16 protein-coding genes and 1 CRISPR repeat array (1 of these 17 running past the window's edge) are annotated in these 21,130 nt (G+C 62.6%); of the genes, 2 read left to right on the forward strand and 14 right to left on the reverse strand.

The window, feature by feature from the left end; translation table 11 throughout:
- Window positions 1–1,115: direct repeats of the CRISPR family, unit length 28 nt; unit sequence TTTCTGAGCTGCCTATGCGGCAGCGAAC; it begins 1,737 nt to the left of the window's first position.
- Window positions 1,116–1,245: 130 nt separating this feature from the next.
- The 7 genes from cas6f to Cte04_RS02965 all read right to left on the reverse strand — a co-directional run bounded on the left by cas6f (window position 1,246) and on the right by Cte04_RS02965 (window position 11,798).
- Complete coding sequence (gene cas6f / locus Cte04_RS02935; protein ID WP_245633264.1) at window positions 1,246–1,818, reverse strand: type I-F CRISPR-associated endoribonuclease Cas6/Csy4; 573 nt, start codon at window positions 1,816–1,818, stop codon at window positions 1,246–1,248.
- A complete protein-coding gene (gene csy3 / locus Cte04_RS02940; RefSeq protein WP_066471415.1) occupies window positions 1,818–2,837 on the reverse strand; it encodes a type I-F CRISPR-associated protein Csy3 in 1,020 nt (339 codons plus the stop codon). Before csy3 ends, cas6f begins: the two co-directional genes overlap by 1 nt.
- A gap of 65 nt (window positions 2,838–2,902) precedes the next feature.
- Window positions 2,903–3,991 carry a type I-F CRISPR-associated protein Csy2 gene (gene csy2, locus Cte04_RS02945; RefSeq protein ID WP_066471417.1) on the reverse strand — a complete coding sequence of 363 codons (1,089 nt, stop codon included), beginning with the start codon at window positions 3,989–3,991 and terminating at the stop codon, window positions 2,903–2,905.
- Window positions 3,988–5,382, reverse strand: a complete 1,395-nt coding sequence (gene csy1, locus Cte04_RS02950; protein WP_066471425.1) for a type I-F CRISPR-associated protein Csy1 — start codon at window positions 5,380–5,382, stop codon at window positions 3,988–3,990. The genes csy2 and csy1 overlap by 4 nt, the downstream gene beginning before the upstream one ends.
- A gap of 40 nt (window positions 5,383–5,422) precedes the next feature.
- A complete protein-coding gene (gene cas3f / locus Cte04_RS02955) occupies window positions 5,423–8,977 on the reverse strand; it encodes a type I-F CRISPR-associated helicase Cas3f (protein ID WP_066471431.1) in 3,555 nt (1,184 codons plus the stop codon).
- Window positions 8,974–9,966 carry a type I-F CRISPR-associated endonuclease Cas1f gene (gene cas1f / locus Cte04_RS02960; protein WP_066471433.1) on the reverse strand — a complete coding sequence of 331 codons (993 nt, stop codon included), beginning with the start codon at window positions 9,964–9,966 and terminating at the stop codon, window positions 8,974–8,976. Before cas1f ends, cas3f begins: the two co-directional genes overlap by 4 nt.
- A gap of 287 nt (window positions 9,967–10,253) precedes the next feature.
- Entirely contained in the window at window positions 10,254–11,798 is a 1,545-nt protein-coding gene (locus Cte04_RS02965; RefSeq protein WP_066471441.1) for a methyl-accepting chemotaxis protein, read from the reverse strand.
- Window positions 11,799–12,092: 294 nt separating this feature from the next.
- On the opposite strand from Cte04_RS02965, the gene xth reads away from it, so the two are divergent.
- Window positions 12,093–12,872, forward strand: coding sequence for an exodeoxyribonuclease III (xth, locus tag Cte04_RS02970; RefSeq protein ID WP_066471445.1), 780 nt, complete (start codon window positions 12,093–12,095; stop codon window positions 12,870–12,872).
- A gap of 91 nt (window positions 12,873–12,963) precedes the next feature.
- Here the strand turns inward: xth and Cte04_RS02975 are convergent, their stop codons facing one another.
- The 5 genes from Cte04_RS02975 to glnA form a co-directional block, all read right to left on the reverse strand.
- Entirely contained in the window at window positions 12,964–13,821 is an 858-nt protein-coding gene (locus Cte04_RS02975) for a hypothetical protein (protein WP_157081797.1), read from the reverse strand.
- A gap of 233 nt (window positions 13,822–14,054) precedes the next feature.
- On the reverse strand, window positions 14,055–15,596 hold the full coding sequence (gene ntrC, locus Cte04_RS02980; protein ID WP_066471457.1) for a nitrogen regulation protein NR(I): 1,542 nt from the start codon (window positions 15,594–15,596) through the stop codon (window positions 14,055–14,057).
- Between the two features lie 45 nt (window positions 15,597–15,641).
- Window positions 15,642–16,691, reverse strand: a complete 1,050-nt coding sequence (gene glnL / locus Cte04_RS02985; protein ID WP_066471954.1) for a nitrogen regulation protein NR(II) — start codon at window positions 16,689–16,691, stop codon at window positions 15,642–15,644.
- 127 nt (window positions 16,692–16,818) lie between these two features.
- A complete protein-coding gene (locus tag Cte04_RS02990; RefSeq protein ID WP_066471459.1) occupies window positions 16,819–17,310 on the reverse strand; it encodes a hypothetical protein in 492 nt (163 codons plus the stop codon).
- 199 nt (window positions 17,311–17,509) lie between these two features.
- Window positions 17,510–18,925 carry a type I glutamate--ammonia ligase gene (gene glnA, locus Cte04_RS02995; RefSeq protein ID WP_066471460.1) on the reverse strand — a complete coding sequence of 472 codons (1,416 nt, stop codon included), beginning with the start codon at window positions 18,923–18,925 and terminating at the stop codon, window positions 17,510–17,512.
- A gap of 57 nt (window positions 18,926–18,982) precedes the next feature.
- Between glnA and Cte04_RS03000 the strand changes: the two genes are divergently transcribed.
- Entirely contained in the window at window positions 18,983–19,141 is a 159-nt protein-coding gene (locus Cte04_RS03000) for a hypothetical protein (protein WP_157081798.1), read from the forward strand.
- 26 nt (window positions 19,142–19,167) lie between these two features.
- On the opposite strand, the gene Cte04_RS03005 is transcribed toward Cte04_RS03000, so the two are convergent.
- Window positions 19,168–20,076, reverse strand: a complete 909-nt coding sequence (locus Cte04_RS03005) for an EI24 domain-containing protein (protein WP_066471463.1) — start codon at window positions 20,074–20,076, stop codon at window positions 19,168–19,170.
- 71 nt (window positions 20,077–20,147) lie between these two features.
- Entirely contained in the window at window positions 20,148–21,128 is a 981-nt protein-coding gene (locus Cte04_RS03010; RefSeq protein ID WP_066471466.1) for a sterol desaturase family protein, read from the reverse strand.
- Window positions 21,129–21,130: the final 2 nt, after the last annotated feature.

Raw genomic sequence — 21,130 nt, forward strand, 5'->3', positions numbered from 1 at the left:
TTAATTTCTGAGCTGCCTATGCGGCAGCGAACGGCTGTGTTCAGGCCATAGTTGACAACGATCATTTCTGAGCTGCCTATGCGGCAGCGAACCAACTCACAAGCCAGTCGCCGCTCCTTTTCTTTTTCTGAGCTGCCTATGCGGCAGCGAACTGCAATGGTTGAGCCGCTGGCAGCGCATGCGATTTCTGAGCTGCCTATGCGGCAGCGAACAAGGCGACACCGTACGGGGAGCGTCCAGTGATTTTCTGAGCTGCCTATGCGGCAGCGAACTCGCAGGCTCTCGCAAAGCAGGTTTTTTCTCATTTCTGAGCTGCCTATGCGGCAGCGAACCCGGTCAAAGAACAAGCGGATCTTGCCGGCCTTTTCTGAGCTGCCTATGCGGCAGCGAACTGCTGTTGATCACTTGGGTGTTTGAACCATCATTTCTGAGCTGCCTATGCGGCAGCGAACGTTACGCCCTGGCCCCGCTGATCAAGCGTGCAGTTTCTGAGCTGCCTATGCGGCAGCGAACATATTTCGCCGTTACGCCGCCGGCCATCCGCCCTTTCTGAGCTGCCTATGCGGCAGCGAACGCTCCTGTCCGGCTGATCAATACGCGACTGTATTTCTGAGCTGCCTATGCGGCAGCGAACGGCGACGGTGGCGTCTTAGGCGGCAGCTTGTATTTCTGAGCTGCCTATGCGGCAGCGAACGCTCCTGTCCGGCTGATCAATACGCGACTGTATTTCTGAGCTGCCTATGCGGCAGCGAACGTCCAGGGCCGATCAGAAATAGCCGGAATGAAGTTTCTGAGCTGCCTATGCGGCAGCGAACCACCGTACAGCCTGCCCCTGGGATTCCGCATATTTCTGAGCTGCCTATGCGGCAGCGAACAACGTGGACCCTGTGCACGTCTATGAAGCTGATTTCTGAGCTGCCTATGCGGCAGCGAACCAGATCGACGCAATGATGCGCCGCCCTTCCAATTTCTGAGCTGCCTATGCGGCAGCGAACGCCAGCCTGGGCCAGTTGCAGCTCGCGTTCGATTTCTGAGCTGCCTATGCGGCAGCGAACCATAGCAACCCCTTGTTATACGGTGTGTATAATTTCTGAGCTGCCTATGCGGCAGCGAACTGGACTCTAAATCGTGCAACCTCTTGATTTTTAAAGAACAAACCTTCCAAGCAGCGCGATACCCCAATTTCCGAGGAACGCGCTAAGTGGTTGATTTATATGAAGCACCACCCAACCCTCGGAAAAAGGGTCAAAACCAAGGAATCGTGGACCCCAGGCTCAATCCATAGGTGTTGAAGCGATCCGGCGCTGCGTTTGACTGCGCCGGCCCCTGATCCACAAACAGGCAAAACGGCTGGCCGGTACTGGTGCTGCGCAACTGCACAAAGGGCAGTTGAGGGCTTCGTTCCACACTGTCAGGAATGGCTACCGCAGCTTGCTCCAGGGTTTCGTTCTTGCGCCGCATCCGACGCCGGCGCAAACGGTCAACGCTGGTCTTGAACTGGCGGCGCTGCACTTGCCAGCGCGGCGCATCTGGTGGTGCCGGCAACAGGGCCGCCAGTTGCACATGGTCGCGCATGCCCTGCAGCCAGGGCAGCTCCATCAGCCGTTGCAGGGCCGCCTCCGTACCGTGCAGGCGCAACACTTCGCCCAGCGAGCGCGGGCGCAAGCTGTAGTGCTGAAAGCTGATACCGATATCGCTCGTCTTCAGTTGCACCAGTGCACGGTGCAGCTTGGAGACCAGGGCGCCCAGCAGATGGGCATGGCTGAACTCGGGATCGGGCAGCAGCGCGATGTCGATGTAGTGTGTGGTCATGGCCATCAGCTCGCATCGCCAAACACGCCGCCGCGGATCAGCACGGCCATCACGAAGTGCTGCTGTTCCACCGCGGGCACCTTGTCCTTGAGCAGCCAATCGTCCAGCAGCGTGTAGAAGTCGAGCTTCTGCTTGGGCTGGCGATAGGCCTTACCCTGGGTGGTGACGGAGCCATAGGGCTCGACTGCGATGGGGCCGAGGTCTTGCGCGCCCTCGTACCAGGTGTCGATGGTGCGCAGGGCATTGCCGATTTTTTGGGAGTGCATGGCAGCCACGTTGTCCACGTGGTAGAGCGTCTTGCTCTTCTTGCTGGCACCCTTGTCCAAAACCAGCTCCTGCGACGGGAAGACCTCCTGCCCGGCGCCCACACGCACAAAGGCGGTGACCTGCAGCAGTACATGGCGTTTGCCTGCCAAGCCTTCGGCAATGATCGTCCCCAGTTCCTCGACCTGGGAATTGGAGGCATCCAGCTCACGGGTACTGTGCTCAAGCGCCTTGAAAGACCAAGATTTTTCCGCCTTGCCATCTTTCAAGACGGCGACTTCCACGTTCACCTCTTCCGCGCCCACGCGGTTGCGCCACAGGAAGCGGCCATTGGCCAGGTTGGCTGCATAGCGGTTGGCCAGCTCGGCAAAGCCATGCTGCTGCACATAGCCTTGCACGGTCTGCAACAGCTTGGCCTGGTATTCGGCGCTGTTGCAGGCTGAAGGCATGCCGGCGCCGGCCAGCACCCGCAGCGTGAACTGCACCTTCAGGGTGTCGGCTTCGGCTGGCAAGGCCGCCACATCCACGGTTTGCAGGTTGGGGTTCTGGATTGCGGCGTCCAGCTTGGCCTCATCCTGCTGCTCTTTGGCCTTGAGCCGATTGCTGATGGTGCCGCGCACCGATTTTTCCTTGATGCGAACCGGCGACCAGCTTTCCGAAGCCGCCTTCTGGCTCCAGAGACCCGCGTGGAAGACGGCATCGGAGGGGTCCAGCTTGCGCTCGAAAGCCAGGACGGATGCGGTTTTCAGGTTGTTCGACATGGTTAGAAATCCTTTAGCAATTCGTTGAAACGGTTGGGGTGGAGCAAGGGTGAGCAACGGCTCGCCTAGTCATCGACATAAGCGTCGTCCTCCTCTTCCCACTCGTCTTCCAGGTTTGCATGGCCGTCGTGGTCTACAGGCAATGTGTGCGGTGGCTGGTAGCCATTGCGGCAGCGAAACAGTCCCCTGGCGGTATCAGTCTCTGCAGTCCACAGCAGTTGCTCCAGATCGGTGAGCCTGTGAGGACTGATCCATTCGCCCATCGAATACACCGACTCCACAAAGCGCAGCGGGGTCGCCATGTCCCGCGCATTGGCCACCGTGCCTGCCCCATGGCTGGCCGAAAGCGCTGCATAGCCCACGGGAATGGGGACCGTCCAGCCACTGCCCTTGGGGCGCAGCGGATCGCCCCAGTACACCTTGCCCTCAGCTAGCGCCTTGCCATCCGGGTCTGCCAATACCTGGTGGTTGAAGCGCGAGGCATGCAGCCACGCATCCAGCAACGTGGCTTGCGCATCGCTCTTGCGCAGATGCTCCAGGCGTGCAGCCAGCAAGTCATCGCGCGCCACCAGTGCAAAGCCCGGCAGCCACTGGCGGCGCCAGCGCCGAAAGTCTTCTTCCCGGGTTTTAGGGTCCTCGGCCAGCAACGCCATCCAGGGACGCACTTTTTTGCCGGGCACCAGGCGCGACGGCAGCAGTGTTCCACCCGCGACCCGCATCGGGGCAGCAATCTCGCCAGCCTTGGCCGCCCATTCGGCCATGCGATCTTCACCACCTTGGACCAGCACGCTGGCGGCGCCAGGGGCGAGTTGCTCTGCCACCGCAAAGATCAGCGACACCTGCAGGTGCATGCGTCCCTCTTCCACAATCGCGGCCGTGCTGCCGTCCTTGTCTACCGGGTTGCGTGTCAGGTTGAAGGTGCGCACATAGCCCTGTGCCACCTGCTCCTGATGGTGGTGGCAGACCACACCCACACTCAGCAGCTTCAGGGGGACATGAGCTTGTGCCAGCTTGCGCTGCAGCGCCCACATCAGCCCCGTGAAGGCAGTGATGGAAGGGAAACCATGCGTGAGCGGACTGGATATGGCATTGGCGTTTTGCACGCGCAAATGCGGCAATACCAGAATGGCTTGGGTTTGGGGTTTCCTGGTCATTCATCACCCCCTGCTGCCAACCCATCATGCGTCTTGCGGATGGGGATGTAGTGAGGGGCGTCCAGCTTGTCGCGCAGCTCTCGCAATTGCTGCTTAAAGCCGTCTTCATCGGTCAGCAGTTCCTTGCGCCACTCGCGCGCCTCCGCATCCCCAAACTGTTCACCCAAGGCCTGGTTCAGCCAGGTGGAGAAGCGCATGCCAATCTCCGCCGGCCAGTCCATGTCCATCCAGTCGCTGGCGAACTGAGCCTCTTCAGGCAACTCCGCGCGCAATGGGTCAAGCCACAGCTTTTCCAGGTAGTTCAGCTGCTGGAAGCGCTCGTCATCCTTGCTCCAACCGGGTTGAACCAGTTGCTGCAACTCATTGGCAAATGCGACCAACTCATCCAGCAAGGTATCGGTATAGGTTTTGCGCGTATCGCGGGTGGGCTTGTTCGACTGAGTGGCTTCCGCCAGAAATTTGCGCAACGCGCGCACCGTGCGGCGCACTTCGGGGCGGGCGATGAACATGCGATCAAAGACTGATTCCGCATGTACTGGCAAACGCACGGCACTCGGTGTCCAGGCGGGTGGCAGGGAGGACAGGAGATAGTTGACCCCGCCGCGCTCGCTATTGAGCTGGCTGATGTTCTGGGGCTTGGTCCCACCCATCTTTTGCGCGGCCAGGCCCGGATAGTCATGGAATACGCCGTCGTGGCTTTTACGGTCGCGGCGTGCCAGCCGCGCGGCCTTGTTGGCCTCGCCAAAGCGATGCTCCTGGATTTCACCGTACACCGCATGCGCCAGCGAGGTGGCATAGAGCGGCGCCAGCAGCTCATATTGGGCATCGTCGCAAGCGTCATCGCCGGTCAGCCAGTACAGCTGCTTGGCACGGCCATGGCTGCTGGGGCCGCCGGCACGCGGCGCCGTCAGCGACACCAGCGCCTCGCGCAAGGCCTGGGCTTGCCCCGGGTCGTCGTGCAAAGCCTGTAGAGCATCCGCCTCTTCGGCCAGCAAGGCCGACAGCAGACTGCGCCCGCCCACCTGCAGCTTCAGGAACTTGTAGACATCCAGCGCAGCAGCGTTGCCTACGACATCGCCTGCGAATTCCGTGCCCAGCGCATGGCTGCCCAGTTCGCAAAGCACCGGCAATTGCCCAGGCTCCACATACAGATTGGTACCGCGTGCGTCGGGGTGAATGGGCTTGAGGGAATGTGTGACAACCTGGATTTGCTGCACACGCCGTGCGGCGTCTTCCAGCCAAACATCAGGCATATGCTGTTCTTGCAGTTCCTGCCGCTTGGGGTCATCGTCCGCTAGCTTATCCAGCTTGGCCCGCAAGCGCTCACCAATGAATGCGTGCGCTGCAGCTTTGAAGCTGTCGTATACCGGCGCATCTTCGATTTCTGCCATTACGGTCTCCTCCTTTCCCATTCAGGGTGATTGCAACTTCTCATCCACTGGCTTTGCTAAATCCCAAAGCCCCATGGAACCGCCAGCCCTGCCGTTCATCCGGCAGGCTGGCGGTGGCATATCGTTTGGCGCAGTCTTGCAGCGAGAGGCCCATCTCCTGGGCCAGCGTGCGCAGTTCCTCCAGCAAATCCACCTGTATCCACGGCTGCACGCTGTGCTGCGGACCCGGCCACAGAGCGGTGTCAGCTATCGGGGTACGCATGGTTTCGTCTATGCAGACATAGAGCTGCTCACCGCGCCGCTCGCCCTCGACCACGCGATGCAGCAATAGCGCTTCCTCGTCTTCATCGGGCAGTAGCACCACGTCCACACGCCGCTGCGGGTCGTCGCGGAAGCGCTGGTATTGCGGCAGCACACCCGTCAGCCAAAGGCACTGCGGTTGATCGCCATCGGCTTCATGCCAGGCCAGACAGGCCGCACGCTTGACAGCGGTAGTAGTAGCACTGCCGGCCTCGCGCGGAAGCATGGCATCGCGCATGCGGGCGTGCTCCAGATCCACCCAGTTGCGACTGGGGCTGAGCTTGCCTGCAGCCCGCGCAACCCGGGGCCGCGCATCCACCGGCCATGGCGACTGGCCCCACTCCTTGAGCTGGCGTGACAGCAGCTTGTTCAGGCTGTGCGATTCCAGATGGAAGTGCGCGGCGGCATCCGTGCCGCCCGGCGGCAGCCGCTCCATTTCGAAGCCGGGCTTGCAATAGGCGGCCTGGCCTTTGCGCTCCAATGCACGCAGATTGGTGTCCAGCACGAACACATTGGTCTCATGCACTTGCTCGCTGCGGTGGCGCCGTACCCGGCCCGCGAGCTGGATCAGCGAACGCATGGAAGAAGGCTCGACCACGGCCCAGTCGTAATCGTGGTCGCGTCCCACCTCCGTGACAGGCGACCCCAGCACGATAAAGAGCTGATTCTGCTCGGGATGAGCGTCGATGAGCGCTCGAATACCGGGCTGCAGAAGGGCCGGATCACGCCCCTCGTCGGCGCCACGCCGGTTGAGCACGGTATCCAATTGCCGTTCGATCACCGAGCGTGCCAGCAGCGGAAACTGCGAGTGGTACACGCACAGATGCACGCGCACGCCAGCAGCAGGAGCGCCCTGTGCGTACATGGCCAATGCCACGTCGAACAGCGGCGAAATATTGGCCATGCGGATCAGCCCAAAGCTCACGCGCTTGCCGCTAGCCGGATCCTGGCCATGGTTTTGAGGCGCCTGATGCAGCTCCCAGGCGTGTTGCAGCAGGAGTTGCGCCCATTCCTTGCGGCGCTGCGCTTCGCTCATGCCTATGCAGCTCCAGCTTTGCGGCAAGCTCCCAATGCGGGCCAGCCGCCGCACGGAGGTCTTGGCCAACTGCGTCATGCGCTTTTGCACAAAAGCCTGGTGCGCTTCGCCAAAGGCACGGCTATCGGCGCAGTCCTGGGCCGTCTGCTGAAACTCGTCTACCCACAGGCAGCAGATGTTGCTGGCCTCGTGCGGCCGCTCGCTGCGGTGTTTCTGGAAGACCTCGCGGCCCGCCCGATATGCGCGAAACAATCCCTCCACCAGCGCAGGCGGCAAGGTCGCCGAGGACAGCAGCACGCGCGAGCCCAGCAGGCCCGCCCAGTGCACAAGCCGCGTCAGCGCAGGCAAGTCGGCCATGTCAAAGTCATCGGGCTCGTCCAGCACCAGATCGCCGGTCAGCAAGCGCAGCATGGGCGCGATCTGGCGGCCGCCGCGCAGGCTTTCGGTGGCCGGCGTCAAATGGTCCACCGTACAGACCAGCAGCGGCGCGGCAATCAGGCTGCGCACCTGGGCATCATCGCTCAGTCGTTCCAGCAGCGGGTGGCGGTCATTGCCTTCAAACAGCACCTGCCCGCCCTCATCAAGCAAAGCCTGCGTAGAAGCAGAGCCAGTGGCTTCGGCCTGGCGCTCCCAGTATTCGAAAAGTGCACGGCTCGCGCTGCCGCCCACCTTGATGGCCAATTGCTCTTCGCTCAAGCCCAGATCGTGCTGAAAGCTGCGGCCCGTCTGCAAGGTCAGCGTGCGCAGGCCGATGGCAAAGGCGCAGCGCATACCCAGCTGCGGGTCGGCCAGCGCGTTCATGATGCGCGCATTGCCCAGCGTCTTGCCGCAACCGGTCGAAGCCATGTTGACGATGAACGCGCCCTGGCTGGCTGCCCTATGGCGCACGCTGGCGGCCAGGTCCGCAGCCTTGTCCTGCCACTGGAAACGCGCGTTGCCGTTGCGCTTTTTCAGGCCCTTGTGGTTTTGCAGGGCCGGCAGGCTGTGCGCCAAAGTGGGCAATGCATGGGTGATAAGGCTGGCATGGGCCTGCACGCCCAACAAGTGCTCATCCAGGGTCTGGTTGAAAAAAGGCGGTTTGCATCCGCCCCTCAAGCGCTGGCCGCTACTGTTTTTAAGTGTGTTGGCAAACAGCGGATAGCCATCGTTGCGATAGGGCTTGCGCCGGGCATCATCCTCGATGCTGGAGTAATGGTGGTCAGCCAGCATCAGGCACATGCGGCTCACATGCATGGTGAAGGGGTCATGCAGCGCAGGCACCTGCTGGTAATGCGGCACCAGCTCCAGCAGCTTGCCGGCATAACGAGCCGCCTGCTTGCGCCATGCGGATTGGCTCACCGGCAACCCATGGGGGAACTGCCAATACGCTCCCAGCTTCGCAGCCTCGACCGCTTCGCGTGGCTCGTTCCAGTCTGCGTTCACTCGTGCCAACAGGCCATGAAGCAGGCGCGCAGACACATCGGACGGACGCGAACCAAAGCGTTTGAAGATAGCGCCGCCGTCATCATCGCTGTCGTCGGCATCAAGGGTGCTTTTGCGATTGGGCAGGCAAGGCAGGCGGTGGTGGGTCAGCACCAGCCAGGCCACGGACTGCGCCAATGGCGGGAGGCAGGCGAAGGGGTTGGCCGCGTCTTTTTGTGCGGCATCCCAGCGTGCATCGGTCAATCCATCTTTCAGCAAGCCGTGCAGCCACTGATCCTCGAAATCCTCCCTCCTCGTGCCAACATCAGCGCAGGCGGCCAGCCTTTGCAACCAGCCCACATCGTCGTCCCCACCCACAAAAGCCTGGAACAAGCGCACCGACACCCATTCATGGCGATAGTGGTTGCGCTCGCGCAGGCCGGGGCTTTTCAGCCGATCCTGAAACGCCTGCGTCGCCTTGCCCAGATCGTGCAGCAAGGCGGCAAGCGCCGCCAGCGCCGTGATCAGGGGCAGGTGGTGCCAGGCGTTCTCATCCTCGGTGCGCAGCACATTGCGGGCCGTGGTGTTGGTGGGCACGGCGCCTTCGGCATTGAACTGGCGCCCATCGCCGACCACCCACAGCAGCTCACTGTGGTCGCGGCCGCGTATCCAGTGGCAGGCCACGGCCGTGTTCTTGCGCGCGCTCTGGCGCAGCAGCTTGCGCACCGTGTCCAGGCCGGCTTGCGTGATAGGCGTCTGCCAGGTGCGATCGCCGCGGCGCTCGGCAAACTGGTCGAGAATGCGGCGGGTTTCAGTCAGGGCACGCTTGCTACATTGGGAGACGAACAGCACATTCATGCCTCAGCCTCCGGTGGCATCGCCAGGCGCGCAGTCTCAACAGCGATGCGCTTGAGCGTGTCGATGATGAAGTCCAGCGACTCGCTGCGCGTGAGTGCTTCGATGCATTGGCGGCGAAACTGCTGCTCGTCGTCTCCGCGCATGGCCGACAGAAAGGCCTGGGGCAGGATGGCGGCGTCCTTGACCAGATCGGCCGCATCGAACACCAGGCCGCCGCGCCGCGTCTTGCCGTGCAGCACGGCCAGCCCGTGCGGCAGGCCCAGCACCCAGGTAGCCGTGGCGCCCAGGCCATAGGCCAGGTAATTGCCGTGGTCGAGGAACCGATTTGCCGCATCGGTGCCCGTGCCGCGCTTGGCGCGCGTGAACTCGCCGTAGCCCACGGCATCCACCGCCAGCTTGAAAAGCGCCTTGGTGAGCCGGGCCTCGTCGGTCAGCAGCGCGGTCACATCCGGCGCGTTGGCGATAAGCGGTGTGAACTGCCGCACCAGTGCCTTCAGGCGCTCCATGTCCACCGCAAAGCCCGCTTCGCGCAGGGTGCGGGTATTCCATTCGGACAGCAAGCGCTGCAGGCGCCAGGTCTGCAACTGCTTGGCCGCCTGCAGGCGCAGTTCGTCGTCGAACCAGAACTTCACCCAGGCCTGCAGGTATTCGGTGGGCCGGTATTCGCTTTGCGGCGTCAGCCAGGCCACTTCCACATCGACCTCGTTGGCACTGAACAGCGGCGTGCCGCCACCACCGCAAAAGCCCACCAACACCCCGGCCTTGGCCAGTTCGCGCATCGCCGCCTGGGTGATGGACGTGCCCGTACCCAGCAGAATGCTGGTGGTATTGGCAATGGGAATGTTCCAGTACAGACTTTTCTTGCCGGCGTCGGTCACATATTCGACGCGCCCGCCGTTGACGAGCACGCGGCAATGTTCAAGGTAGTAGATATTGGCCCGCTTGGAATGCAGGATGGTTTTGAGATCTTGGCCTTTGATTTCTTGCACAGTGCCTCCGTACAGAGGTTGTAACAAAAAACAAGAGGCTTTCTGTTGAAATCCATCGAGACAGAAAAGAAGCTCACTTTTTTCTTTTTCGAGAAAGAAAAAAAAAGGGGTGGGCAGTTTCAAGCCCTCACCCATTCTGCTTGCCTCCTCGACGAGGCATCCGGTCCACTCTGAACCCAGCCACGCCCTCCTCAACGGTTTGATGATTGCATATTGCAATTGGTGAACACGTTGATGGGACTGGAATGGTTAAAGGGAAAAGCCAGTCCTCATTTCTTTCATCGATCTCAGCGGAACACGCTGACAGCTTCATCCAACTGGCGCGTCTGGGTCTGCAGGCTTTCCGCGGCCGCGGCATTTTGCTGTACCAGGGCTGCATTTTGCTGCGTGATCGAATCCAGATGACCGATCGAATGATTGGCTTCGGCAATGCCGTCGCGCTGCTCGTGCGTGGCGCCGCTGATCTGGGCAATCAGCGCCGTGACCTGCTCCACGTGGGCCACTACCTCCTCGATCTCCGAGCGCGTCTTGTGCACCAGCGTGGCGCCGCTTTCCACGCGGCCCACGCTGGAGTCGATCAGCTCCTTGATTTCCTTGGCCGCATTGGCGCTGCGCTGGGCCAGAGCCCGCACCTCGCTGGCCACGACCGCAAAGCCGCGCCCCTGTTCGCCGGCACGTGCCGCCTCCACGGCGGCATTGAGTGCGAGGATGTTGGTCTGGAAGGCAATGCCGTCGATCACGCCGATGATGTCGTTCATGCGGTAGGAGCTGCTGGCGATCTCGGCCATGACGTCAACGACTTTCTGCATGGCCTGCCCGCCCTGGTTCACGGCCTGGCTGGATTTCTTGGCCAGCGCATTGGCTTCCTGGGAAGTGGCGTTGTTGTTCTGGACGGTGGCGTTCATCTGCTCCATGACCGATGCCGTCTGCGCCAGGCTGGACGTGGAATGGTGTGTGCGCTCGCGCAGGTCCTGGTTGCCGCGCGAGATTTCGTCCACGGCGGTGCGCACGCTGGTCACCTGCTGGCTCACATCGTCGATCAGCCAGCGGAACATCAGGCCCAGCTGGCTGATGGTTCGCATGGTCATGCCGATTTCGTCGACACGATCCATCTGCACCACATCGCGGTTATTGCCGGTGGCCACGTCCAGCGCCTGCTTGCGCAATTGCTCTATCGGACGCGCAAGCTGGGATTCCAGCAGGTAGTTGCCGATCACGAAAGCGGCGGTGATCAATGCATAGGCGGGAATATCTTCGGCATGAATGCCCTGCAATGCAAAAAGGCTGACCATGGTCAGCGCCCATACCAGCAGCATATTGAGCCGTATCCGAGAACGGACGGAAATGACACGCCCGATGGAGAAAATGCGCTTCCAGCCCGAGCGGATGACCAGCCCCTTGAAAAACTGCTTGCCGGCAGCTTCTCCCTTGAGCATGGCCTGATAGAGCTTCTGGGCCCCCTGCACCTCCTCGGCACCAGGCTTGGTGCGCACCGACATATAGCCCTGGGTGACGCCGTTGCGGATGATCGGTATGGCATTGGCCCGGACCCAGTAATGGTCGCCGTTCTTGCAGCGGTTCTTGATCAGGGCACTCCAGGGCTCGCCATTCTTGAGCGTGCGCCATAAATCGGCAAAAGCCTCGGGCGGCATATCGGGATGGCGCACCAGGTTATGGGGCTGGTTATAGAGCTCGTCCAATGCAAATCCGCTGACCTGAACGAAGGCCGCATTGGCATAGGTAATGCGGCTTTTTGCGTCCGTGGTGGACATCAGGGTGGCATTGTCCGGAAACTCGTATTCGCGCTGCGTCACGGGATGGTTGATACGCATATTAGCTCCCTCCAGAAACCGAGATTCACCATTAAATATGCATTATTTTTTACATTCAGCAACATCCAAAGCGGCAATAAATTTCAACTTGTGGCTTATTTCGCCACAGCGATCCGTTTCCATGAAATGCCGTTCGAATGCCGGCGCTGCCCGGCCCGTGTCCGGTATCACCACCAGGGGTTGGTACCATCCTGCCCAAGGTGCGAGATGAACAGCCAAAGGCAACCGCCGGCGGCCGGCTCGAAGGGGCCCGCCCTTTTGGGCAAGCGCACCCAACTAGGAAAGTTCTAGAACATGAAGATTGCAACGTGGAACGTCAACTCGCTGTCCGTGCGCCTGCCGCAGGTGCTGGACTGGCTGCAGGCCAACCCGGTCGATGCGCTGGGCCTGCAGGAGCTCAAGCTGACGGACGACAAGTTTCCCCACGCCGAATTCAATGAGGCCGGCTACCAGGCCATCAGCCATGGCCAGAAGACGTACAACGGCGTGGCCTGGATCACGCGCACGCAGGGTGCGGATGTGGTGCGCAATATTCCGGGTCTGGACGACGAACAGGCGCGCATCATCGCCACGACCATTGCCTCGCCGGCGGGCGACATCCGGCTGATCAACGGCTACTTCGTCAACGGTCAGGCGCCCGGCACCGACAAGTTTGCGTACAAGATGCGCTGGCTGCAAGCGCTGCACAACTGGGTCCAGGGGCAGCTGGCGCTGCATCCGCGCCTGGTGCTGGTCGGGGACTTCAATGTCGCCCCGGAGGACCGCGACTCCTTCGATCCCGTGGGATTGAAAGACACCATCCACCACACGGTGGAGGAGCGAGCCCACTTCCAGCAGCTGCTGCAGCTGGGCCTGAGCGACGCCTTCCGCCTGTTCGAGCAACCCGAGAAGAGCTTTTCCTGGTGGGATTACCGCATGCTGGGCTTCCAGAAGAACCGGGGCCTGCGCATCGACCACATTCTGGTCAGCAGCGAACTCAAGAGCCGCGTCAGCGCCTGCTCCATCGACCGCTTGCCGCGCAAGAACAAGCAGCCCAGCGACCATGCGCCCGTTGTCGTGTGCCTGGATCTCTAGCCGGCCGCAGCCCTGCACAGATGAAAAAAGCCAGGAGGCGCCTCCTGGCTTTTTTCATGGATCGCAATAAGGACCGCGGCTGCCGCCGCGGTCAGGCCGCATCCCGGCCCAGCAGCAGCACGGCGTCCAGATGCCCGCGGATGACCAGCATCTGCCGCTTGATAACCTGCGCGGCAGGCAGGGGCAAGCTGCCGGTGTCGATGCGCCCGTAGCTGTCTAGCCAGGCCTGCAGCTCGTCGATCAGCCCCTCGATGGGCTCTTGCACCATGAGGCCCGAATCACGCCATTCGGACACCATTTTCTCGACCTGCTTGTAGCGAGCCCCCACACGCAACCTGACATTTTTGCGCGCAAGCCGGGGGCTGAGCGGCAGAAAAGTCTGTTCCAGCTCCCTGAGCAGAACGGGATGCTCGCGGGCAAAGCGCAGCAGCACCGAGCGCAGCATGCCCTCGGGCTCTTCGCCCAGGCAGGCTTCATAGCTGCGCTGTACGCGCCGGCCGGTACTGATCACCCGCTGGATGCGCTCCACGGTTTCCGGTTCCAGCCGCACCGCAGGCACCATCGTGCGCGGCAGGCGCGCGCGCTCCCAGGCTGCCTTCACCGCAAGCCGTGCCTGCGGCCAGGTCAGAAAGCTGGAGGCGTGCTCCCGGCTCCAGCGCTCGCACAGCTCCGACTCGTGGGCGGCAAACTCCTGCCTGCAGGCTTCGGGCGAGAGCGGCACCGGGGCGGATTGCGATTGCGCGGCCTGCCAGCCCAGCGCATAGGCGGGCTGGTACTGGTCGTAGCCGCGGCCGGCCACGAAATACGGTTCCGACAGATAGTGCTCATGCCAGAACAGATCTTCCGCAAGAGGCAGGCCGATGCTTTGCGTACCTGTTTTTTGGGAGGTGCGCTCCTTGGCCAGCTGGGTTACGGCCAGCGCGGAACGACGAAAGAATGACGAGAACATGCGGTACGGGTGCCAGCAGCCAGCCACCATGGCTGCCGGCAATCCAGGAAAGGACACGAGGCAAATTATTGTCTTGCCCGCGGAGTCCCTCCGTCAGTCCTCGCAGCTGCTCGGATTAGGAGCATGCCTACAAATAAACTCCTGAAAAGTGAGCTGCTTTCGCTTGATCTACCTGCGCTTCGAGGAGTTTTCACTCGCAAATGCTTGCCGGCAGGCGCCTGCGCGCTCACAAACTACTCAAAAACTTCGTCGTCCAGCCCCAGTTCCTGCAGTTTGCGCGTGATGGTGTTGCGGCCTATGCCCAGGCGGTTGGCCGCCTCCACGCGCCGGCCATGCGTGGCCGCCAGGGCCGCGCGCAGCAGCTGGGCTTCAAATTTGCGCGACAGCTGATCCCACACATCGTTGTCGCCCTGCGCCAGCAACTGCCTGGCTTCCTGGCTCAGCCCCTGCAGCCAGTCCTGCATGTCGCCGTCTCCAGGAAACGGCGCCAGGCGCGGCGGCGGGAAGGAGGAAGCCAGCAGGGGCATGGCCGCTTCCGCATGCGCCGCCGGCGGCTGTGCCGGAGAAGGTGCAAGCGGTGGCTCCGCCACCGTGGAATCCGTGCCCAGCACCTCGGGAGGCAGGTCCTTGACGGCAATCTGCTGCGCCGGCGCCATGACGGTCAGCCAGTGGCAGATGTTCTCGAGCTGGCGCACATTGCCGGGGAATTTGAAGGCCTGCAGCTTCTCCATCGCCGCCGCGCCGATGCGCTTGGGCTCCACCCCCAGCTGGCGCGCGCTTTGCAGCAAAAAATGCTGGGTCAGCATGGGCACGTCCTCACGGCGTTCGCGCAGCGCAGGCAGGCGCAGGCGGATCACGTTGAGGCGGTGGAACAGGTCTTCCCGGAATTCGCCTTCGCGCACCCGGCGCTCCAGGTCCTGGTGGGTGGCGGCGATCACGCGCACATGGGCCTTTACCGCCTGATGCCCCCCCACACGGTAGAAGTGCCCGTCCGAGAGCACGCGCAGCAGGCGGGTCTGCAGCTCGAACGGCATGTCGCCGATTTCATCGAGGAACAGCGTCCCCCCCTCGGCCTGCTCGAAGCGGCCGCGGCGCTGGGTCTGTGCTCCCGTGAAGGCGCCGCGCTCGTGGCCGAACAGCTCGGACTCGAGCAGATCGCGCGGAATGGCTGCCGTGTTGATGGCCACGAACGGCCCGGCGCTGACCGGGGAATGCTTGTGCAGTGCCCGGGCCACCAGTTCCTTGCCGGAACCGGACTCGCCGGTGATCAGCACCGTGACCTGGCTCTGGCTCAGCCGGCCTATGGCCCGGAACACATCCTGCATGGCCGGCGCCTGGCCCAGCATCTCGGCCTGCAGCGGCGCATGGACCTCGGATTCCTCCTCGCGCTGGCTTTCCTCCACCGCGCGGCGGATCAGCTCCACGGCCTTGGGCACGTCGAAGGGCTTGGGCAGATATTCGAACGCCCCGCGCTGAAAGGCCGAGACAGCGCTGTCCAGGTCCGAATAGGCCGTCATGATGATCATGGGCAGGCCGGGCTGCTGCGCCCGCACCTGTTCGAGCAGCTCCAGCCCCGAGCCGCCCGGCATGCGGATGTCGCTGACCAGCACCTGAGGCGGCAGGCGCTCGGGATCGCTGGAGCTGGCATCCGCCAGCGCGTGGATCACCTCGCGCGCCTGGGTAAAGCTGCGCGTGGCCCAGCCTTCGCGCGCCAGCGCTTTTTCCAGCACGAAACGGATGGAAGGGTCATCATCCACAATCCAGATTGGCTTCATTGGTGCTGCATCCTTCCCTTCAATAGCTAGCTGTGCCTCCAGGCGTCACGGCAGCGGAATGAGTATGCGGAAATCCGTGCGGCCGGGCTGGCTGTCGCATTCGATCAAGCCATGGTGGCGCTGCACGAACGTCTGTGCCAGCGTCAGCCCCAGCCCGGAGCCGCCATCCCGCCCCGACACCAGAGGATAGAAAATCCGCTCCTTGATGGCATCGGGCACGCCTGGTCCGTTGTCGATGACATGCAATTCCAGTGCCAGCCTGTAGCGCTGCTTTCCCAATGTGACCTGGCGCGCCACCCGGGTCTTGAGCGTGATCTGCGCATCGCCCGCGGCAATGTGGCGGTGCAGCGCCTGGGCCGCGTTCTGCACGATGTTGAGCAGGGCCTGGATCAGCTGGGCGCTATCGCCCCTGAATTCCGGAATGGAAATATCGTAGTCGCGTGCAATGGACAGCCCCTGCGGATATTCGATCAGCACCAGGGAGCGTACGCGCTCGCAGACCTGATGGATATTGACATCGCCCACCTCGTGCGGGTGGCGGTGCGGCGCCAGCAGCCGGTCGACCAGGGCCTGCAGGCGGTCGGCCTCATGGACGATGACCGTGGTGTATTCGCGCAGCTCGGGAGAATCCAGGTCCATCTGCAGCAACTGGGCCGCGCCGCGAATGCCGCCCAGCGGATTCTTGATCTCATGGGCCAGGTTGCGGATCAGCTCCTTGTTGGCCTGCGCCTGCTCGCGCAGCCGCTCCTCCCTGTCCTGGCGCGCCTGCTGCTCCAGCGGCCACATTTCCACCAGCACCTGGCTTTCGGGTTCCATCAAGGACACGGTGACATGCACCGGCAGCGCATCCTGCCCCTGGCGCAACAGGCTGGCCTCGAAGCGCAGAGCCGCAAAGTCGTTGTCGCGCGCCCCGGACAACGCCTTTTCCAGCAAGGCCGGCTCTGCAAAGCAGACCGCGAACTCGCTGCCGTCCATGGTCCTGCGGGACTGGCCCAGCGCATTTTCCAGCGCGGCGTTGGCGAAGCACACGCAGCCCTGCTCGTCCAGCACGGCGATCAGCGTGCACAGCCAGTCCAATGCCTGGTAACTTTTCATGAAGGGCAAGCCTCCTGCCAATTATTCATAACCGACCATGAAGGCGGCGCAATCCAGGCGCGCAAGGCGGCATGGGCCGCCACGCGGCCCTCGCTCCCGCTGGAGCCGGGCGGAGCCACTCAGGGGATCAGTTGGGCAAACGGTCCAGTTCCCGCTTGATACCCGCCACATCGCTTTCCTGGCGCGCAATATCGGCCTTGAGCTTTTCCACGCGCTCGGGATAGCCCTGGGGATTGCGCAGCTCCAGGGCCGTGCGCACCGGGTTGCCGTCGTTGTATTCGGTCTTCAGTTCGGCAAGCCGTGCCTGGGCCTTGGCCAGCTCGCTCTGCAGAATGGCCCGCGCATCGGCATCGCGCGCACGCTGGGCGCTGTTGTCCACACGCGCGGGTACCGGGCTGCCCGCAGCCGGCTTGGGACGGGCGGCATCGGCGCCGCTGCCCGCCGGGCGGGAAGAGCCATGGATCACGGTCACGCCGCTGCCGTCCACGGGCTTGCATCCTTTGGCCTTGGCCTGCGAGACATTGTTCGTGTATTCGTTGCCGCAGCGGTAGATCACGCTTTGCGACCATGCCGCACCCGCCAGCAGGGCGATCAGCAATGGCACCAACATTTTTTTCATCAGTTTCCTCGGGCAGTCCCCGGCCCCACTCGGCCGGTCAATGCAGCAAGTATCGCTCCATACGTGCAAACAGCTGCCATTGCCTGATTCTCCTGCCCCTGTTTGGTTCACCAGGTTGCGGCTGTTGAATCATCGCGCCCATGAAAAAGGCGGCCGAAGCCGCCTTTTTGCCGATGCAGATGCTGCACCTGCGCTGCCATTACAGCGAGAAATACATATCGTATTCGGCCGGGTGCACCGACATGCGCATGCGCGTGACTTCTTGCATCTTCAGTTCGATGTAGGCGTCGAGCATGCTGTCGGTGAAGACGCCGCCCTTGGTCAGGAAGGCGCGGTCTGCATCCAGGGCTTCCAGTGCCTGGTCGAGGCTGTGGCACACGGTGGGCACCAGCTTGTCTTCCTCGGGCGGCAGATGGTAGAGGTCCTTGGTGGCGGCTTCGCCGGGGTGGATCTTGTTTTCCACACCGTCCAGGCCGGCCATCAGCAGCGCCGCAAAGCCCAGGTAGGGGTTCATCAGCGGATCGGGGAAGCGGGCTTCCACGCGGCGTCCCTTGGGATTGGCCACATAAGGGATGCGGATCGAGGCGGAACGGTTCTTGGCCGAGTAGGCCAGCTTGACCGGAGCTTCGAAGTGCGGCACCAGGCGCTTGTAGCTGTTGGTGCCGGGGTTGGTGATGGCGTTCAGGGCACGGGCGTGCTTGATGATGCCGCCGATGTAGTACAGCGCATAGTCCGACAGGCCGGCATAGCCGTCGCCTGCGAACAGGTTCTTGCCGTCCTTCCAGACCGACTGGTGCACGTGCATGCCCGAGCCGTTGTCGCCGTGGTAGGGCTTGGGCATGAAGGTCACGGTCTTGCCGTAGCTGTTGGCCACGTTCTGGATCACATACTTTTGCAGCACGGTCCAGTCGGCGCGCTCGACCAGGGTCGAGAACTTGGTGCCGATTTCGTTCTGGCCGGCGCCGGCCACTTCGTGGTGGAATACTTCGACCGGAATGCCCAGCTGCTCCAAGATCAGCACCATCTCGGCGCGCAGGTCCTGCGTGGTGTCCACCGGGGGCACTGGGAAGTAGCCGCCCTTGACGCGCGGACGGTGGCCGCGGTTGCCGGTGTCGAACTTAGCGCCCGTGTTCCAGGGAGCTTCGTACTCTTCGATCTCATAGAAGGTGCTGCCGGGCTCGGTGCTCCAGCGCACGCCGTCGAAGATGAAGAATTCGGGTTCGGGACCGAAGTAGGCGGTATCGCCCAGGCCGGATGCCTTCAGATAGGCTTCGGCGCGCTTGGCCACCGAACGCGGATCGCGGTCATAGGCCTTGCCGTCGCTGGGCTCGATCACGTCGCAGCTCAGGATCAGCGTGGTCTCTTCGAAGAACGGATCGATGTTGGCCGTGTTCGGGTCGGGAATCAGCTGCATGTCGGAAGCTTCGATACCCTTCCAGCCTGCAATCGACGAACCGTCGAAGGCATGGCCCGAGGAGAATTTTTCCTCGTCGAAATGCGACACGGGCACCGTGGTGTGGTGCTGCTTGCCCAGGGTATCGGTGAAACGGAAGTCCACGAACTTGACTTCGTTTTCTTCCACCATCTGCATGACGTCTGCAACGGTCTTTGCCATCGGATCACTCCCGCCAAATTGGCTGATCAAAATAAAAGATAGATAGGGATAAGCAGTTTGCGTGCCAATCTGCCGCAGCGCCGGACACACGGCTTTCCTGCCGCACAGGCACGGCTGGAGCGTGCCCGCGAGATGCCACGCACCTTCACCAAATCGGTGCGCATTGTCTCATTGCCTGAAGCGCTCGTTGAAATGCACTTTATTGGTGCATATTGATTGCACCAAAAAAGCGCATTCCGCATTCATGCACCGGTGAAGGGCATGGAGCCACGGGGACCGCCGCCTCTTGCCTGCGGAGCATGGCCTGCAGTGGCTTCGGGCGCGAAGGGAACCTGCAGTTCGTCCTGTCCACCCACCCGGCTCTCGCGCATCTGCTGCAGCGCCGCCAGGCAATAGTGGGCAAACCACAGCGAGGAGAAGGCGAACACGAATGCATAGATCCAGATCGCAATCGGCACCAGAATCCAGAACGCGGCGATGAACACTAGGCCCGAGGCCCAGACGATGCCGGGCGCGGCGCCCAGATAGCCGCAGATCACCCCGATGAGCATCAGGGCCAGCCGGTTGCGCACGAACAGTCGGCGGCGCTCCTGCTTGCTCGCATGTTCCGCCAACGCATCGAAGGCCATGACGCGGTAGGTCAGCCAGCCCCAGATCAGCGGCGTCAGCACCAGCATCAGCGGCGGCATGAACCACAACGGCAGCGTGACCAGCAAGGCGATCAGCGCAATCAGGGTGGAGCCGCCCGACCACGTGATGCTGGCCAGCGTGCCGCCCCCATGTTTTTTCTCCAGTGCAGGAAAGCGTCTCTGGGCCACCCAGCGGGTCAGCGCCGGTGTCATGAACAGCGAGACCAGCAGCAGCGAGACGACGATGACGATGGGCGTGGATCCCAGCACCACCAGCACCGAGGCCACGAGCTCGGACGCATAGCCCACGCCATGGCTCTGCAGCCACAGCCACAGGGAGTGCAGCCAGCCCACACCGTCCAGCAGTTGCTGGACCTTGAGCACGGCCGGCGCCCAGAAGAAATAGCCGAGCACCCAGACCATCACGGCCATGAGCACCAGCGGAAACAGCGACCACGCAATCACCCGCCTATGGAGGCAATACGCCATCGCACGCCAGAAAGAGTCGAGTAGCAAGCCCATGGGCAAAGCATACCCGAGCTTGCCAAAAGCGTGTTTACGATTGTGAGGAACTGTTCAGGCCCCGCGCCGCCTCAGGCCCGCCCCACCAGCCGCAGAATGCCGCGCCACTGCTGGGCCCAGAATCCCCGGCCATAGTCGCGCAGCCGGCCCTGGGCATCGGGCTGTACCTGGTCGCGCACGCCCGTGGGGTCGTAGCGCAGATCGAAGTTGGCCGTGCCGAAGGCCATGTCCCACCAGGGCAGCAGCACGCCGAAGTTGTTGCCGCGGGCGCGCTTGTTGCGCACCGGCGCCATGGCTTCGTGGCCTATGCCGATGGCATGGTGGCGGCGGTGGAAGCGCGGGCTGATCCACAGGCGCTCGCCCAGCCTGCCGAACCAGATGCGCACATTGGCATGCTGGAAGCTCTGGCTCAATTGGGTCAGCGCCACGATGGCCACGAACTGCCCTGGCGCCACGCCGATGAGCTGGGCCACCAGAACCACGATGGTGTCGTGGATCACATCATCGAGCAGATGGTTGCGGTCGTCGCTCCAGACCGTCATCTGGCGTTGGGAATGGTGCAGCGCATGCAGCTTCCACCACCAGCGGTAATGGTGCTGGCCGCGATGGATCCAGTATTCGACCAGGTCGAAGACCAGCAGGTACAGGATCAGGCTGATCCATGCGTTGTCGGTCACGCCGGGCCAGATATCGTCCAGGTGGAACACCGGCAGTCCCCAGACATGCAGGCGCCCCATGACCAGGTCCCACAGCGGGTCCAGCGTGAAGAACAGCGCCAGGCGAAGCAGACCGAGGCGATGGATCAGCGTATAGAAGATGTCCACGCGGATGGCCTTGCGGTCGGTCACTGCCTCCACGGGCATCCAGCGCTGCAGCGGCGCGATCACGGCCACCATGACGACGATCTGCAACAGGCCCACCAGCAGCCAGCCGGTGGCCGCATAGCCATCCTCCAGCAGGTTCGCCAGGCCCGCGTGGAACAGCACAGGCTGAACCACGCCTTCGAACAGGCCCTGCTGCGCATCCCCAAACAACTGAACCAGCCAGTCCACAA

Origin of the sequence: Comamonas terrae, assembly GCF_001544075.1 — a bacterium.
In the GTDB taxonomy this organism is placed as follows: Bacteria; Pseudomonadota; Gammaproteobacteria; order Burkholderiales; family Burkholderiaceae_C; genus Comamonas; species Comamonas terrae.

Excerpts from the sequence above, each read along its gene's own strand:
- cas6f (WP_245633264.1), bottom strand. The coding sequence starts at position 1,818 with ATGGCCATGACCACACACTACATCGACATCGCGCTGCTGCCCGATCCC.
- csy3 (WP_066471415.1), bottom strand. The coding sequence starts at position 2,837 with ATGTCGAACAACCTGAAAACCGCATCCGTCCTGGCTTTCGAGCGCAAG.
- csy2 (WP_066471417.1), bottom strand. The coding sequence starts at position 3,991 with ATGACCAGGAAACCCCAAACCCAAGCCATTCTGGTATTGCCGCATTTG.
- csy1 (WP_066471425.1), bottom strand. The coding sequence starts at position 5,382 with ATGGCAGAAATCGAAGATGCGCCGGTATACGACAGCTTCAAAGCTGCA.
- cas3f (WP_066471431.1), bottom strand. The coding sequence starts at position 8,977 with ATGAATGTGCTGTTCGTCTCCCAATGTAGCAAGCGTGCCCTGACTGAA.
- Cte04_RS02965 (WP_066471441.1), bottom strand. The coding sequence starts at position 11,798 with ATGCGTATCAACCATCCCGTGACGCAGCGCGAATACGAGTTTCCGGAC.
- xth (WP_066471445.1), top strand. The coding sequence starts at position 12,093 with ATGAAGATTGCAACGTGGAACGTCAACTCGCTGTCCGTGCGCCTGCCG.
- Cte04_RS02975 (WP_157081797.1), bottom strand. The coding sequence starts at position 13,821 with ATGTTCTCGTCATTCTTTCGTCGTTCCGCGCTGGCCGTAACCCAGCTG.
- ntrC (WP_066471457.1), bottom strand. The coding sequence starts at position 15,596 with ATGAAGCCAATCTGGATTGTGGATGATGACCCTTCCATCCGTTTCGTG.
- glnL (WP_066471954.1), bottom strand. The coding sequence starts at position 16,691 with ATGAAAAGTTACCAGGCATTGGACTGGCTGTGCACGCTGATCGCCGTG.
- Cte04_RS02990 (WP_066471459.1), bottom strand. The coding sequence starts at position 17,310 with ATGAAAAAAATGTTGGTGCCATTGCTGATCGCCCTGCTGGCGGGTGCG.
- glnA (WP_066471460.1), bottom strand. The coding sequence starts at position 18,925 with ATGGCAAAGACCGTTGCAGACGTCATGCAGATGGTGGAAGAAAACGAA.
- Cte04_RS03005 (WP_066471463.1), bottom strand. The coding sequence starts at position 20,076 with ATGGGCTTGCTACTCGACTCTTTCTGGCGTGCGATGGCGTATTGCCTC.